Origin of the sequence: Nonomuraea ferruginea (assembly GCF_039540635.1) — a bacterium.
GTDB classification, from domain to species: domain Bacteria; phylum Actinomycetota; class Actinomycetes; order Streptosporangiales; family Streptosporangiaceae; genus Nonomuraea; species Nonomuraea ferruginea.
This window is the reverse complement of sequence record NZ_BAABFD010000001.1, coordinates 364,985-380,390: the sequence shown is the minus strand read 5'-3', so window position 1 is coordinate 380,390 and position 15,406 is coordinate 364,985. Positions and strand designations below refer to the sequence as shown.

Below are 15,406 nucleotides of genomic sequence, written 5' to 3'. Positions count from 1 at the left end.
GGGCACATTAGGCCAGCAGGCGCGCTGGTACACGGGCATGATCTGCCAAATCTGCCCGGTTGACCAGTGGTCCCGTTGCGCACTTCTGCCCGGCGGGGCCGGTGATCGTCAGTGGACGTGGATGGTGAAGCCCTCACCGGTGACGACCTGGCCGGAGCGGATCTTGGCCGTCTTGCGCAGCTCCACCTCGCCGTCCACCTCCACCATGCCTTCGGCGACGAGCATCTTGGCCAGGCCGCCCGTCTCGGTGACCCCGCAGTACTTCAGCAGGTCGCAGAGCGGGATGTAGTCGGAGCGCAGTTCGAAGTCCACGCCTGCCAACCCTAGATGCCGCGCATCCTCAGCACGTGCAGGGCCAGGGTCAGGTTGAGCCGCAGGTGCGGGTCGTCGGTGAAGTTGCCCAGCAGCCGCTCCAGTTTCCCGATGCGGTAGCGGAGCGTGTTGTAGTGGAAGTGCAGCCGGCGGGCGGTCTCGGCCACGTTGAGGTTGGTCTCCAGCAGGACCTGCAGGGTGCGGCGCAGGTCGGCGTTCTCGGCGTCGTCGTCGGAGGCCAGCGGGCCGAGCGTCTCCCGGACGAACGCGTGCAACTCGTCGGTGTCGTTGACCAGCGACAGCAGCCGGTAGACACCGAGCTGGTCGAAGTGCGCGACGGCGCCGGGCCCGTGCAGCTGGCGGCCCACCCGGGCCGCCTTCAGCGCCTGCGAGTACGCCTCCGGTAACGTCTCGGGGCCGCGGCTGGGGCGGGAGGTGCCGGTGGAAAAGGTCACGGGCGGCGTGTCGGCGAAGGCCGAGGCGGCGTCCTTGGCGATGCGGGAGGCGTCCACCGAGGCGTCCACCACGGCCACCACCTCGTGGGAGAAGCCGGCCACCGCGCCGCGCGGGTCGTGCCGGCGCATCGCGGCCGTCCAGCAGGTCACCAGCCGGTCCTGGGCGGTGCGCTCGTCGCCGTCGGGGTCGAGCTCGGCCACCAGCACGGTCACCGGCCGCTCCAGGTCCCAGCCGAACGCCCGCGCCCTGACCACCACCCGCTCGGCGGAGCCGGCCCGGCCGGTGAGCACGTCGCGCAGGAAGTCGGCGCGGTACTTGCTCTCGACCGCGTTCACCGCCTCCTGCCGGGTGACGGCGAGCGCGGCCACGGTGGCGGCACGTTCCAGGATGCCGACGTCGCTGTCGCGGATGTCGCCGGACGGGCTGTAGGCGACGATCCGGCCGTGGTGGTGCCCGCCCGCGATCACCGGCACCGACACCGCGGTGCGGGCGCCGGGCGACGCGGCCGCGCCGGGCGGCCAGTCGCGGGTGATGGACTCGCGCAGCGCCGCCTCGTGCGGGCCCGCCGACGCCAGCACCCGGCCGCGGCCGTCGACGGCGGCCACCGACACGTCCAGCAGCGCCGCCACCTCCGTGGTGACCTCGTCCAGCCCGCCGCCGGCCAGCACCACCTGCACCAGCGCCCGGTGCGCCTCCTCTGCGCGGACGAGCACGGCCGCCTGCCGGTTGAGGATGTCGGTGAGCACCTGGTTGAGGATGTCGTCGAAACCGACGTCGTTCGGCAGCAGGATGAGCGGGAAGCCGAGCCGGTCCGCCTGCTCGGCCATCGCCGACGGCAGCTCGTCGACGTACCGTCCGAGCTTGATGGCCAGCGCCGCCAGCCCGCGCTCGTCCAGGTCGGCGACCAGGCGGCCGAGCGACTGCGGCGTGTTGCGCAGCGGGTAGCCGGTGGTGAGCAGCAGCTCGTGCGGCTTCACCCAGGCCAGGATGTCGGGCACCTCCATGACGTTGAGGCGTTGCACGATACGGCCCAGACCGCTCTCCCCCGCGATCAGCCGGGCCTCCGCGAGGGTCGACACGCCCAGCAACTCTCCGACGGACACGCCGTGGATGATCGTTCCCGTGCTGGCGAGACGAACTGGGGGCTCCATGTACAGATTGTGGCCCCACATACCGTCTGTCAGGAAGAGCCAGTCTTCCCGCTGACTGTTGGCAAATTTCTCCGTACGGGCGGTTGCCGGGCCCGTTCTACGGTCAGGTCCAGGGTCGGTAGGGAGGTCCGGTGACGGTCGGTACTCACGTGAGGCGGGTACGCGCGCACGTCACGGGCGCCGCGAGCACCGCGGTGCGCCCGGTCCTGGAGGCTTCGAGGCGGCCCGCCCGGGTGCTCGCCGCGTTCCCCGCCGGGATCTACCTGGAGGTCAGGACCGAGCTGGAGCCCGCGGTGATCGCCGTGGTGACGGGACCTGCCACCCGGCTGCCGAACTCGATGCTGCTCGCCGGAGCGCTGCCGCGCGTGACCATGGGTGACGAGGCCTTCGTAGGGGACGGCTCGGTGGACGTCGGCGGGCTGAGTCTGCGCGCCCGCCGCTGGTGGGACCCGTCTCCGCGGCTGGGCGAGGTCGATCCGGCGACGCTGCCGCCGCCGTCGGCGCTGGCCGGGCGGGGCACGCCGGGCCTGGACGGCAACGACGCGGTCGAGCTGCTCGCGGCCAGTTGCGCCTCCGGGTGGCTGCTGGGCGCGGTGACGGCGGCCGAGCGGCTGGTCGGCCTCGGTCCCGGGCTGACGCCGAGCGGCGACGACGTGCTGGCGGGGCTGCTGGTGACGCTGCGCCACCTGGGGGCGGCGACCGGCACCGCGCGGGCGGTCGACCTGGCCGGGTGGCTGGGGGCGACCGTCACGTTCGACGCGCGCACCCGTACCACGCCGATCTCCGCGACGCTGCTGCACTGCGCTGCGCGCGGCGAGGCGTGCCCGGAGGTGCTCGCGGTGCTGCGCGGCCTGACCGGGCGGCAGCCGCTGGGGCCGGCGCTGCGCCGGCTGTGCGGGCTGGGCCACACCTCGGGCGCCGACCTGGCGCAGGGCATCGCGATCGGGCTGGAGACCGTACGCGCGCTGGGGGGACGGGGATGAACGACACGGTCTTCGTACGCGAGGGCGTCTACCACGACTCGGTGGCGCTGATGCGGGTGAGCAGGGCGCTGTCCGAGCTGCCTGGCACGGCGGTGGCGATCGTCGCCATGGCCACGGAGCTCAACCTGGAGCTGGCCCGCGACCTGGGCTTCGAGCTGCCTCCGGCCGGTCCGGGCGACCTGCTGGTCGCGCTGCGCGGGCCGGACACCGCGGCGGCGGCGCACGAGCTGGACCGCCACCTGGCGGAGCTCTCCTCGGCGGGGCCGGCGCGGGAGGCCGAGCAGCCGCCGCTGACCACCCGCTCGGCGGCGCGCGGCGGCGGCGCGGACCTGGCGCTGGTGTCGGTGCCGGGCGAGCACGCCTTCGCCGAGGCGATGGACGCGATCGAGGCCGGGCTGCCCGTCATGGTCTTCAGCGACGGGGTGCCGGTCGCGTCGGAGCGGCTGCTGAAGGAGCGCGCGGACGAGCGCGGCGTGCTCGTCATGGGACCCGACTGCGGCACGGCCGTGGTCGGCGGGGTGGGGCTGGGGTTCGCCAACGTGCTGCGTCCCGGGCCCGTCGGGCTGGTGGCCGCGTCGGGGACCGGCGCCCAGCAGGTGAGCTGCCTGCTGGACCTCGCGGGCGTGGGGGTCAGCCACGTGCTCGGCGTCGGCGGCAGGGACCTGTCGGCGGCGGTCGGCGGGCTCTCGACGGTGCGCGCGCTGCGCATGCTGGACGAGGACCCGGCCACGGAGCTGATCGTGCTGGTCTCCAAGCCGCCGGACCCGGAGGTGGCGGGGACCGTGCGGGAGGTCGTGGAGTCGCTGCGCACGCCGGTCGTGGAGGCGCTGCTCGGCTCCGGCACCGACCTCACCGCCGCCGCCGAGGCCGCGCTGCGCGCCCTCGGCCGCCCGGTGCCCGCCTGGCCCTGCTGGGACGGCTCCGCCCGGAGAGCCGTGACGGTGGCAGGCGAAGATCCCGGGCCGCTGATCGGGATCTACTCCGGTGGGACGCTGTGCGCCGAGGCGGCGCTGATCGCCGGGGCCGGGGAGTTCACCGACTACGGGGACGACGTCTACACCCGGGGCCGGGCGCACCCGATGATCGACCCCACGCTGCGGCTGGAGGCCCTGGGCAAGGTGCCGCCGGGCGGCGTGGTGCTCATGGACGTGGTGCTCGGCCACGCCGCCGACCCCGATCCCGCCGCCCGGCTCGCCCCCGCGATCGCCGCCCTGCCCGCCGCCGTGGTGGTCGCGCTGATCGGCACCGAGGCCGACCCGCAGGACCTGCTCCGGCAGGCCGCGGCGTTCCGCGACGCCGGGGCCGTCGTGTTCACCTCCAACGCGCAAGCCGCCCGGCACGCCAGGGACTCGCTATGACACTGCTCGACGGCCCGCCCCATGTCATCACGGCCGGCGCCGGCCTGCTCGCGGACGCGCTGCGCGAGCAGGCCGCCGCCGTCACCGGCGTCTCCTGGCGCCCGCCCCTGGCGGGCACCGCGGACGCCCTGGCCAGGGTGCTCGCCGACCCGCGCAGGCAGGCGGCCAACGACCTGGCGGTGCGCCGCCTGGTCTCGGCCCGCCCGGAGCTGGCCGGCGTACGGCGGGCGTCGGAGGTGCTGCGGACGGCGGAGCGCACGTTCCTGCACGCGGGCCCGCCGATCACCTGGGAGCGGGCGTCGGGCCCGATGCGCGGCGCGCTGATCGGCGCGATGCTGTTCGAGGGGTACGCGGACGACGAGCGGGAGGCGGCGGCCAGGCTCGCCGCCGGGGAGGTGCGGCTGGAGCCGTGCCATCAGCACGCGGCCGTGGGCCCGATGGCGGGCGTCGTCAGCCCGTCCATGTGGCTGTTCGAGGTGCGCGACACCGAGCACGGCGGCACCGCGTACTGCTCGCTCAACGAGGGCCTGGGCAAGGTGCTGCGCTACGGCGCGTACGGGCCCGAGGTGCTCGACCGGCTGCGCTGGATGGACGGCGTGCTCGGGCCCGCGCTGTCGGCGGCGATCGGGCTGACGGGGCCGCTGGACCTGCGGTCGCTCATCGCGCAGGCGCTGCAGATGGGCGACGAGCTGCACAACCGCAACCGGGCGGCGACCTCGCTGCTGCTGCGCGAGCTGGCCCCGGCGATCTCGGACGCGGCTCCGGGCCACGCGTCGGAGGTGCTGCGCTTCATCGCCGGCAACGACCACTTCTTCCTCAACGCGGGGATGGCCGCGGCCAAGGTGAGCACCGACGCGGCCCGGGACGTGCCGGGTTCGACCCTGGTCGTGGCCATGGCGCGGAACGGCACAGACTTCGGCGTGCAGGTGTCGGGGCTCGGCGGCCGGTGGTTCACCGGGCCGGCCGGGGTGCCGGACGGGCTGTACCTGGGCGCGTACGGGCCCGGCGACGCCAACCCGGACATCGGCGACTCCACCATCACCGAGACGTCCGGGCTGGGCGGGTTCGCGATGGCGGCGGCCCCGGCCATCGTCCGGTTCGTGGGCGGCGAGGTCGCGGACGCGGTGGCCGCCACGCGCTCGATGTACGAGATCACGCTGGCGGAGCATCCCGCCTACCAGATCCCGGGGCTCGGCTTCCGCGGCACGCCCACCGGCATCGACGTCACGCTCGTCGCCAGGACCGGTCTGCTGCCCGTGGTGAACACCGGAATCGCGGGCAGGATCGCGGGCACCGGGCAGGTCGGCGCGGGGCTCGTCAGCCCTCCCGCGGAGGCGTTCACGGCGGCTCTGCGGGCGCTGTCGGACGCGGTGGCTGATCCATTCGAGGTATAGCGAAACCGCACGTCAACCCCCGAAAAGCGACACTATGGTTTCGCCCCGGTTCACGTGCCTATATGGTGACGAATCCCATGATGTGAAACCACGGCGTGACTTGTGTGACCTTTGAGGCTGGAGATGGGGGCGGGACATGGCAGCCGACCGCGTGCTCAGCGGCCCCGGCGCTGAAGGCGGCACTCCACAGAGCCAGGGCAAGCTCGTCGGCAGGCGTTACCGGTTGATGTCGCCCGTCGGCCGGGGCGGCATGGGCATGGTGTGGCACGCCCACGACGTGCTGCTCGACAGGGATGTGGCGGTCAAGGAGCTCATCCTGCCGTTCGGCCTGGACCACGCGGGCAAGCAGGCGGCGCACCGGCGGGTGCTGCGCGAGGCCAGGTCGGCCGCGCGGCTGCAGCACCCGGGCATCGTCACCGTGCACGACGTGGTGGAGGAGGACGGCCGCCCGTGGATCGTCATGGAGCTGGTCCGCGCCTGGTCGCTGGAGCAGGCGGTGCGGCAGAGCGGCCCGCTGCCGGTGATCCAGGCCGCCGAGATCGCCATCCGGGTGCTCGACGCGCTCCGGCACGCGCACGCCTCCGGCATCCTGCACCGCGACGTCAAGCCGGGCAACGTGCTGCTCACCGCCGACCGGGTGGTGCTGACCGACTTCGGCATCGCCGCCGTCGAGGGCGACGTCACGATCACCCAGACCGGGCTGCTCATGGGCTCGCCCGCGTACATCCCGCCGGAGCGCCTGTCGGGGCAGCCGATCTCGGCGGCGGCCGACCTGTGGTCGTTCGGGGCGACGCTGTACGCGGCTGTCGAGGGCCGTCCCCCGTACGAGGGTCCTGACGCGGTCGCGGTGCTGGGCGCGGTGCTCACGCAGGAGCCGTCCAGGCCGCAGCGCGCCGGCGCGCTGCTGCCGGTGATCGAGGGGCTGCTGCAGAAGAACCCGGCCGCGCGGCTCACCGCCGACCAGGTCGCCGACCGGCTGGAGCGGGTGCTGCTCGCGCACGGCTCGGTACGGCCGCGCACCCCGGAGACGCCCGCGCCGCTGCCCACGCTGGGCGACTCGACGCCCGCGGGGCTGCTGCCGCCGCTGGAGCCGCCGTCGGGGCCGCTGCCCTCCCGGATCGTGGAGACGCCCTCGGGCCCGGTGCGCGTCCCGTACGACCCGGAGAACAACCCTTCCGACGGGTACGGCATTTCCTACGACACGACGTCCGGTCACCGGACCGACCAGGTGCGGCAGCCGGGGTTCGACGCTTTCTCCTCGGGCCCGCACTCCCTTCCGGGGCTCGGCGGCTCGGCGGCCCCGAGGTCGCTGTCGGACCCGGCCCCGGGCGGCTACCCGTCACCGGGCAGCACGTCCGGGCCGTACCCGCTGCCCGGACACGACACGTCCGGCCCGTACCCGTTGCCGGGACAGGAGACGTCGGGCCCCTACTCGACGCCGGGAGGCGCGTCCGGACCGTACGCGACGCCGGGCGGGGCGTCCGGCGCCTACCCGGAGCCGGACGGCCTGTCCTTCCCCGGCGGGGGCCGCACGCGGGGGCCGGGTGACTCCGGTGAGCAACCGGCGCCGCCCATCCTGCCGCTGACCAGCGACAGCCGCAGCGTGAGCGCCTCCGGCCGGTGGCCGCTGGCCACTGACGACGACCTGCGCGACCAGTCGCACAGGCTGTCCAAGGACGTCGGCCGCAGCCGCCTGGCCCAGCTGCCCGGCGGTCCCCATCGGACCTCCGCCGGCCGGCCCACCACCAGCCGGCGCAGCCCGGACGAGAACGGCAACGCCTGGGTGCGCGACGGGCGGCCGACGCCGCTGCTGATCGTCGCCGCCGTGGCGGCCGTGGTCGCCGTGGTGGCCGCGCTGATGATCTACGCGTCGAGCGGTTCCGTCGAGCCCGTGACGACCCCGCTCTCGGTCGCCAGCAGCGCCCCGGCGCGGGCCGAGGCCTCCCCGGTGCCCGACGGGTACGTCGAGGAGACCCCGCCGGGGTTCAGCGTGGGCGTGCCCGAGGGCTGGAAGCTGAGCACCTCGGGCGGCCAGACCACGATCACCGGGCCGAAGGACTCGGGCATCGAGGTGATCGTCGCCCAGGTGGCGCCCCAGGCCGACGGCGGCCTGTCGGAGCTGACCCGCGAGGAGGCGGACGGCGGCAGGGACGGCTACATCCAGGTGCAGCTGCAGGAGACCGACTACCGCGGCTGGAAGGCGACCGACTGGGAGTACACCTACGCCGCCGAGAACGAGGTGCCCATGCACGCGCTCACCCGGTTCGTCACCGTCGACGACAAGACGGCCTTCACGATCACCTTCGACATGCCGGAGCTCGTCTGGGACGACCAGTCCGGGGCCCGCAAGGTCTTCTTCGACACCTTCCGCCAGTCCACCTGACCCGGCGTCCTTCCTGGTGGAAGGCCCGGAAGTCAGATCGTGATGTTGTACGGTCTGCACATGAGGCTGGGGAGCATCTTCTTCTATCCCATCAAATCCACCTCTGGGCACGAGGTGGCCGAGGCCGAGGTGCAGCCGTGGGGGCTGGCCGGCGACCGGCGCTACCTCGTCGTGGACGAGCGCGGCGAGCCGATCACCGCCCGCGAGCATCCGATCATGCTGGCCTGCGTGGCCCTGGCCGACGGCGCCGCGATCAAACTCACCGGCCCGCACGCCGACCCGCTGCGCGTCGTCCCCACCTCGCGCAGGTTCACGGCGAACGTCTGGGGGACGCCGGTGGAGGTGACCGACTGCGGGGACGACGCGGCCGCGTGGATGGCCGCGCTGATCGGGCGGCCCGCCAGGCTGGCCTGGCTGGACGACCCCACCCGGCGCCCGGTCGATCCCGCGTACGGCCTGCCCGGCGACCGGGTGAGCCTGGCCGACGGCTACCCGCTGCTGCTCACCACGACGGCCTCGCTGGCCCGGCTCGGCGACTGGGTCGCGGAGACGGCGGCCGAGCTGGGCGAGGAGATCCCGCAGCCGCTGGACATGCGCAGGTTCCGGCCCAGCGTGGTGGTGGAGGGCGCGGACGAGGCGTTCGCCGAGGACGGGTGGCGGCGGCTGCGGATCGGCGAGGTGGAGTTCCGGGCCGCCAAGGGATGCGACCGCTGCGTGCTGACGACCGTCGACCCGGACACCTACGCCAAGGGCAAGGAGCCGATCCGCACCCTGAACCGTCACCGCAGGTGGGACGGCAAGGTGTGGTTCGGCGTCAACCTGATCCCCGACGGCACGGGCGTGATCAGGCGAGGTGACCCCGTCACAGTGCTGTAGTCCCAAAAACAACGTTTTGGGGTGATCTCTGGGGCTATGCGAGACTTCACGGGTGACCAGCACCCCCACGACCGCTGACGCCTCGCCCTCCGCCCATCTCCGGGCCGTCCAGCGCCGCACTCTGATCGTGCTCTCGGCCGCGCAGATCGTGGGCGGCGTCGGAGTCGCCGTCGGCCTGGCGCTCAGCTCGGTGGTGGTCGACCAGCTCTCCGGGTCGACGATGATCAGCGGCTTCGCGGGGACCGCGACGGTGCTGGGGGCGGCCCTGCTCGCTCTGCCGACGGCCAAGGCGTCGAGCAAGGGCGGCAGGCGGTCCGGCCTGGCGCTGGCGTACCTGGCGGCGCTGCTCGGCTGCGCCATCTCGGTCGTCGCCATCAACCTCGGCAACTGGCAGTTGCTGCTGGCCGGGCTGGTGCTGGTCGGCGGCGGCAGCGCGGGCAACCTGGCGGCCCGCTACTCGGCCACCGACCTGTCGCCCAGGAACCACGCCGCCCGGCACCTGTCGCTGGTGGTGTGGGCGGCGACGGTCGGCTCGGTGGCGGGCCCCAACCTGGCCGAGCCCGCCGACCGGATCGGCATGGAGGCCGGGCTGGTGGGGAAGGCCGGGCCGTTCGCGTTCGCCGCGCTGGCGTTCGCGCTGGCGCTGCTGATCGTCTTCGCCGGACTGCGCCCCGACCCGCTCAAGCTGGCCAGGGAGCACGACGGCAGGAAGCCCTCGACGGAGGCGGGCAACCGGACGGTCCGCACCGCGTGGCGGATCCTGCGCACCACGCCGATGGCCCGCCAGGCCCTGGTGATGATCGCCGTCAGCCACACCGCGATGGTGTCGATCATGTCGATGACCCCGGTCAAGCTGCACCACGACGGCGCCGAGCTGGACGTGATCGGCATCGTGATCAGCCTGCACATCGCCGGCATGTACGTGATGTCGCCGGTGGTCGGCTGGCTGGCGGACAAGGCGGGCCGGGTGCCGGTGCTGCTGCTCGGCATGGGCCTGCTGCTGGTCTCCGCCGTGCTGGCGGCCACGGCGGGCCACCAGGTGTGGCAGGTGACGGTGGCGCTGTTCGTGCTCGGCCTGGGCTGGTCGTGCGGGCTGGTGGCCGGCTCCGCGCTGGTCAGCGAGTCGGTCTCGATCGACGGCCGCACGGCCGTCCAAGGGCTGTCGGACCTGCTCATGAACGTGTGCGGGGCGACCGGCACGGTGCTGGCCGGCGTGATCGTGGGCGGTCTGTCGTACGGGGTGCTCGGTTCGGGCGTGGGCGTGATGGTGGCGCTGGCCGGGGTGTGGCTGGCGCTGGCGGCCCGCCGGTCGGGCGCTATTTGGCGTCCGCGTAGCAGCTGACCGCGACCGCCTCCATCGGGAAGCGCACCGGAGTGGCCCCGAACAGCAGCCGGGTCGCCTCGGCCGCCGCGGCGCCCACCGCATTCGCCACCTGCTCGGCCAGGTCGAGCGGGCAGTGCACGATGACCTCGTCGTGCTGGAAGAACACCAGCCTGGCCGGGCCGGGCAGCAGGCCGCGCAGCACCCCCATGAGCGACAGCGCCCATTCGGCGGCCGTGGCCTGGACCACGAAGTTGCGGGTGAACCTGCCCCGGTCGCGCGCCGCCCGGCCGCCCTCGGGGCCGGAGACGAGCTCGCGCCACGACGCGGACGGCGGCGGGCTGGTGCGCCCGAGCCAGGACCGCACGAGCCGGCCCTCCTCCCCGGCCTTGGCGGCGTCCTCGACGAACTGGTAGGCCTTCGGGAAGCGCCGGCGCATGACGGGCAGCAGCCGGGCGGCGTCGCCGCTGGTGCCGCCGTACATCGCCGACAGCATCGCGATCTTGGCGTGGTCGCGCTGGCCGCCGAACGAGCCGGCCAGCGCCGAGTAGAGGTCGATCTCCCCCGCCGCGGCGGCCAGCCCGGCGTCGCCCGCCATCGCGGCGAGCACCCGCGGCTCCAGCTGGGCAGCGTCGGCGACGACGAGGGCCCACCCGTCGTCGGCCACCACCACCCTGCGCAGCACCTTGGGGATCTGCAGGGCGCCGCCGCCGCTGGTCGCCCAGCGGCCGGAGACCACGCCGCCGACCACGTATTCGGGCCGGAAGCGGCCGCCGCGCACCCACTGGTCGGCCCACGCCCAGCCGTGGAAGCTGTGGAGCCTGGCCAGCTCCTTGTAGGCGAGCAGCGGCTCGACCGCCGGATGGCCGACCTGCTTGAGCTCCCAGGACCGGGTGGACTTGATCGCCACCCCGGCCCCCTTGAACGCCTTGACCAGCTGCTGCACCGAGTCGGGGTTGACCGGATGGCCGAACGCCGCCGACACCCGGTCGGCCAGCGCCTGCAGCTTGGCCGGCCGCATGCCGTGGACCGGCCGGGGCCCGAGCATCTCGGCGAGCAGCGCGTCGTGCACGTTTCTGCGCCAGGGCATGCCGTCGTGGCTCATCTCGGCGGCGATGAGCGCGCCGGCGGACTCGGCGGCGGCCAGCAACCGGAACCGGCCGGGATCGGGCAGCGCCGCGATCCGGGCGAGCTGGTCGGCGAGCACCTCGGCCACCGCCTCCGGGGGCAGCGGCTCGGGCGCGAAGAGCGTGCCGGGATCTTCCGGCGCGTCGTCGGGGACGGGCCGGCCGTGCAGCCTGGCGTGCGCGGCCCTGGCCGAGCGCGGCTCCCCGTGACGCCCTTCGTACGCGAGCAGCAGGGCCTCGGTGAGTGCGAGGTCGTGGCAGCGGGAGACCCGCACCCCGGCGGCGAGCAGCGGCGGGTAGGCCTCGCGGGTGTCGGCCCACACCCACCGTGGCCGCGACGCCTCCAGCTCGCTCACCGCGCCGGGCCCGGCGGGGCGGGGCGGCCCGCCCGCGGGAAGGAGCCGCTCTCCGGCCAGCACCACGTACACGACTCCAGGGTGCCAGGCGGCTACGACAAAGAGATGCGCACCTCGTCCTCGACGGGGGGTTCGAGCTCCTGCCGCAGGCATCCGGTGGCGGCGTGGCACCGGATGGTGAGCGCGTCGGGGGTGACCGACAGGCGCAGGAACTGCTTGAAGAACGGCGGGGTGTCCCAGTCGGACAGCTCGGACAGGAAGTGCTGGAACACCCGGTCCACCGGCAGCCGGAACGGCCACGGCCAGGACCCGAGCAGCCGCGCCGCCCACCGCATCCGCCGGGTGATCGTCACGGCGCCGCCGGCCGGCCGCACCGGCGTGTTCTTGATCTGCTCGGCCATGATGCAGGCGGCCTCGTCAGGGGTGAGGCAGAGCCACTTCATCCGCAGCCGCTTGGCGTAGAGCTGGCTGTAGAAGGACAGCGAGTCGCCGCGCAGCGGGTAGCAGCGGTAGTCGTCCTCGTGCACGCCGCCCACGTCGACGCGCCGGATGGTGTGGGTGGCGTGCATGAACGCGCCGCCGCCGCCGGACACGACGTACTGGATGACCCGGTCGCCGACCTGGACCGGGTAGCGCTGGTAGTTGTGCACGTCGCCGCCGATGGCCGCCACGTAGCGGTGGCGCGGGTCGCGCACGATGTCGTCGATGGTGCCGCCGCCCTCCAGCGCGGAGGGCTTGTAGGCGTTGCCGGTGTAGATCGGCTTGCCGGTGACCAGGAGCTTCGGCCGGGGGTCGAGCGACACGCGGCGCAGCCACGCGGTCTGGCCTTTGTCGATGGTGCCCTTGATGCCGGTGTCGACGCCCACGATGAGCAGGCTCGGGGTGTCGATCACCCAGTACGGGCCGGGCTGCGTCGCCTGCTGGGCCGGGCGGCCACGCAGCGCGCGGGCCTCGGCCAGGGCCGGTTCGTCGATCGTCTCGGGCTTGCGCCACAGCAGCCCGCGCAGCCCCCGGTCGGGCCTGGGCTTGAGCGAGGCGTCGCAGAAGACCCGCATGAACCCGCCGAGCCCGTCGTACCAGTCGTGGTTGCCGGGGATCGCGTAGATCGGCGCGTCGTAGTCCTGGTAAGGGCGGAAGAACTTGTCGCGGTAGTCGTTGCCCGACCCGGCCGGGTAGATGATGTCGCTGGCCAGGATCGCGAACGCGGTGCCCTCCCCCGCCTTCAGCATGCCGGGCACCACCGCGTACTGGGACGCGTCGCCCTCACCGGTGTCGCCGACGAGCAGGAAGTCGAAGCTCTCGCCGACCTCGGGCGCGATCCGGAAATCGGGGTCCGTGCCGCGCCCGCGCAGGGCGGCGACCCACTGCTCGCGCACCTCGCCGGACGGGTCGCCGAACAGGCCGGCGAGGATCTCGTTGCGGGACTTCCACAGAGTGACCGGGTTCAGCCAGGTGAAGCCCTCGTCCTTCGGCCGCAGCCGGTCGAACGTGCCGATCTCCTGGCACACCCATCCGGCGCCCTCCTCGGACACCCGCGAGGATGCCCGCTTCCCCCGTTCAGCCGTTGATTCGCCCATGACCCCATCTTTGCCCGTAGATCACGTCGCGCGCATCCGAACAGAGCGTGCCGTTGCCGACACAGCTGGTTCACGATGGTGTAACCTCAGTCGCCCCAAGCAAGCGGTTGTCGTCGCCAAGGGGAGGGCTAGCCATGGCCCGGAACGGTTCCGATGACGCGCTCAGGCGGAACACCACGCAGGTGGATGCCGTCGAGGGCCTGCTCGCGTACGCCGCCACGAGGAGCGCGCGCGAGGCGCTGCGCCAGGTGAGCCGTGCCGTGGCGATGAGCCGCGATCTGGCGGCCGAGCACCCCGAGCACACCTCCCTGCTGGTGCGCGCCCTGATCATGGAGGCGTCCCTGCAGCTGAGACGTAAGTGCCCGGCCGAGGCGCTGCCCCCGGCCGAGGAGTCGGTGGCGCTGGCCAGGAGGGCGGGCGGGGCCCCGCTGGCGCGCTCCCTGCACGCGCTGGCCGCCGCCTACAGGGCGCTCCGCCGCTTCGGCGAGGCCGCCGAGGCGGCGGAGGAGGCGTCCAGGGTCGTCGAGCTCGACTAGACGAGCGCTCCCGGGTTCAGCACCCCCCGCGGGTCCACCCGGTCCTTGACCGCGCGCAGGATCGCCACGCCGAGCGGGCCGATCTCGGCGGCGTAGGCGGCGCGATGGTCGCGGCCGACCCCGTGGTGGTGCGAGATGGTGCCGCCCGCCTCGACGATGGCCGTGTTCGCCGCCTCCTTGGCCCGCTCCCACTGCGCCACCGGGTCGTCCTCCTGCGCGGTGACGACGGTGAAGTAGAGCGACGCGCCGGTCTCGTACACGTGGGAGATGTGGCACATGACCAGCGGCGAGCCGAGCGCGCCGAGCAGCGCGAGCCGGACCGCGTCGTACAGGCGCGGCAGGTCGGCCCAGAAGCCGGCCGTCTCCAGCGTCTCCACGGTGGCGCCCGCGGCGAGCAGCGAGTCGCGCAGGTACGGCGCGGAGAAGCGGCCGTGCGCCCATCCTTGACCGGGCTCCTCGCCGAGAGGGACGCCGCCGTGGCTTGACAGCACCGCGGCGGCGGCCTCGCGGCGGGCGGCCACCGAGGCGCCCTCGTAGCCGGCGATCACCAGGCAGCCGGCCTCGCCGCCGCCGATCCGGTCGGGGCGGGCCAGGCCGATCATGGTCTCGGTCTCGTCGGAGAGCCGCAGGACCGTGGGCAGCGGGCCGTCCTGGGCGAGCGCCCGCAGCGCGGCCGTGCCGGCGGCGAAGCCGGGCAGGCGCCAGCCCTCGTACACCTTCTCGGCCGGGGCGCGGCGCACCCGCAGCCGGAGAGAGGTGATGACGCCGAAGGCGCCCTCGGACCCGAGCAGGAGCTGGCGCAGGTCGGGCCCGGCCGCCGACTTGGGCGCCCGGCCCAGGTCCAGGTCGCCCTCGGGGGTGGCGACGGTCAGCCCGGTCACCATGTCGTCGAAGCGGCCGTATCCCGCCGAGGCCTGGCCGCTGGAGCGGGCCGCGGCGAAGCCGCCCAGCGTGGCGTACTCGAAGGACTGGGGGAAGTGGCCCAGCGTGAGGCCGTGCGCGGCCAGCAGGCGCTCGGCCTCGGGGGCGGGCACGCCGGGCTCGAACACCGCGGTCATCGACTCGGCGTCGACCTCGACCAGCCGGTCCATCCGGCCCAGGTCGAGCGAGATCACCCCGGCGAAGCCGTCGCGGGCTGCGGTGAGCCCGCCGACGACGGAGGTGCCGCCGCCGAACGGCACGACCGCGATCCGCTCGGCCGCGCACAGCCGCAGCACTCGCGCCACCTCGTCGTGGCCGCCGGGCAGCACGACGGCGTCCGGCGCGCCGGCGCCATCCCCGGCGCGCATCCGCAGCAGGTCGGGGGTGGACTTGCCACGGGCGTGCCGGACCCGCGCCTCGTGCGTGGTCAGCACGTGCCCGTCGCCGACCAGGCCGGCGAGCGCGTCGAGCAGCCGGGGCTCCAGCGCGGCGGGCGGCATCCGTACGGACTCCAGTCCGGCGGCGGGGACCGCCGGCGCGCGCACGCCCAGCAGATCGTGGAGCAGCCGGCGGACCTGTTCTGGAAGCTCGCGGGCCTTGGCCGGGTCGCCCCAGCCGGACCAGAGCATCGGTTCCGATCGCACGGTTACACTGT

The 15,406-nt window shown here is 74.1% G+C and carries 12 protein-coding genes; 7 read left to right on the top strand and 5 right to left on the bottom strand.

All coding sequences use genetic code 11. From position 1 onward, the window contains the following. Positions 1 to 108: 108 nt before the first annotated feature. Both ABD999_RS01655 and ABD999_RS01650 read right to left on the bottom strand, forming a co-directional pair. Positions 109 to 312, bottom strand: coding sequence for an RNA-binding S4 domain-containing protein (locus ABD999_RS01655; RefSeq protein ID WP_148030437.1), 204 nt, complete (start codon positions 310 to 312; stop codon positions 109 to 111). An 11-nt stretch (positions 313 to 323) separates the two neighbouring features. Further along, the gene (locus tag ABD999_RS01650; protein ID WP_148030436.1) at positions 324 to 1,919 is read right to left on the bottom strand and encodes a PucR family transcriptional regulator; all 1,596 of its coding nucleotides are present in this window, start codon (positions 1,917 to 1,919) and stop codon (positions 324 to 326) included. Between the two features lie 131 nt (positions 1,920 to 2,050). Between ABD999_RS01650 and ABD999_RS01645 the strand changes: the two genes are divergently transcribed. The 6 genes from ABD999_RS01645 (at position 2,051) to ABD999_RS01620 (ending at position 10,255) form a co-directional block, all read left to right on the top strand. Then, complete coding sequence (locus ABD999_RS01645; RefSeq protein ID WP_219543227.1) at positions 2,051 to 2,902, top strand: oxamate carbamoyltransferase subunit AllH family protein; 852 nt, start codon at positions 2,051 to 2,053, stop codon at positions 2,900 to 2,902. Further along, positions 2,899 to 4,260 (top strand): AllF/FdrA family protein, encoded by a 1,362-nt coding sequence (locus ABD999_RS01640; RefSeq protein WP_345482521.1) that lies wholly within the window; start codon positions 2,899 to 2,901, stop codon positions 4,258 to 4,260. Before ABD999_RS01645 ends, ABD999_RS01640 begins: the two co-directional genes overlap by 4 nt. After that, entirely contained in the window at positions 4,257 to 5,654 is a 1,398-nt protein-coding gene (locus ABD999_RS01635) for a YlbE family protein (RefSeq protein WP_219543225.1), read from the top strand. The genes ABD999_RS01640 and ABD999_RS01635 overlap by 4 nt, the downstream gene beginning before the upstream one ends. Positions 5,655 to 5,790: 136 nt before the next feature. Continuing rightward, positions 5,791 to 8,037: a serine/threonine-protein kinase gene (locus tag ABD999_RS01630; RefSeq protein ID WP_271279951.1), complete on the top strand. Its 2,247-nt coding sequence runs from the start codon at positions 5,791 to 5,793 to the stop codon at positions 8,035 to 8,037. 60 nt (positions 8,038 to 8,097) lie between these two features. Then, positions 8,098 to 8,913 (top strand): MOSC domain-containing protein, encoded by an 816-nt coding sequence (locus ABD999_RS01625; protein ID WP_271279950.1) that lies wholly within the window; start codon positions 8,098 to 8,100, stop codon positions 8,911 to 8,913. A 52-nt stretch (positions 8,914 to 8,965) separates the two neighbouring features. Then, on the top strand, positions 8,966 to 10,255 hold the full coding sequence (locus tag ABD999_RS01620; RefSeq protein WP_271279949.1) for an MFS transporter: 1,290 nt from the start codon (positions 8,966 to 8,968) through the stop codon (positions 10,253 to 10,255). Here the strand turns inward: ABD999_RS01620 and ABD999_RS01615 are convergent. Beyond that, the gene (locus ABD999_RS01615; RefSeq protein ID WP_378525137.1) at positions 10,230 to 11,789 is read right to left on the bottom strand and encodes a bifunctional 3'-5' exonuclease/DNA polymerase; all 1,560 of its coding nucleotides are present in this window, start codon (positions 11,787 to 11,789) and stop codon (positions 10,230 to 10,232) included. The genes ABD999_RS01620 and ABD999_RS01615 overlap by 26 nt on opposite strands. 20 nt (positions 11,790 to 11,809) lie before the next feature. Further along, positions 11,810 to 13,294 (bottom strand): metallophosphoesterase family protein, encoded by a 1,485-nt coding sequence (locus ABD999_RS01610; protein ID WP_271279948.1) that lies wholly within the window; start codon positions 13,292 to 13,294, stop codon positions 11,810 to 11,812. Positions 13,295 to 13,428: 134 nt separating this feature from the next. Here ABD999_RS01610 and ABD999_RS01605 point away from each other — a divergent pair, with 134 nt between their 5' ends. After that, positions 13,429 to 13,830, top strand: a complete 402-nt coding sequence (locus ABD999_RS01605) for a hypothetical protein (RefSeq protein WP_148030427.1) — start codon at positions 13,429 to 13,431, stop codon at positions 13,828 to 13,830. On the opposite strand, the gene ABD999_RS01600 is transcribed toward ABD999_RS01605, so the two are convergent. Beyond that, positions 13,827 to 15,380 (bottom strand): FAD-binding oxidoreductase, encoded by a 1,554-nt coding sequence (locus ABD999_RS01600; protein ID WP_271279953.1) that lies wholly within the window; start codon positions 15,378 to 15,380, stop codon positions 13,827 to 13,829. The two genes, ABD999_RS01605 and ABD999_RS01600, sit on opposite strands and share 4 nt — an antisense overlap. Positions 15,381 to 15,406: the final 26 nt, after the last annotated feature.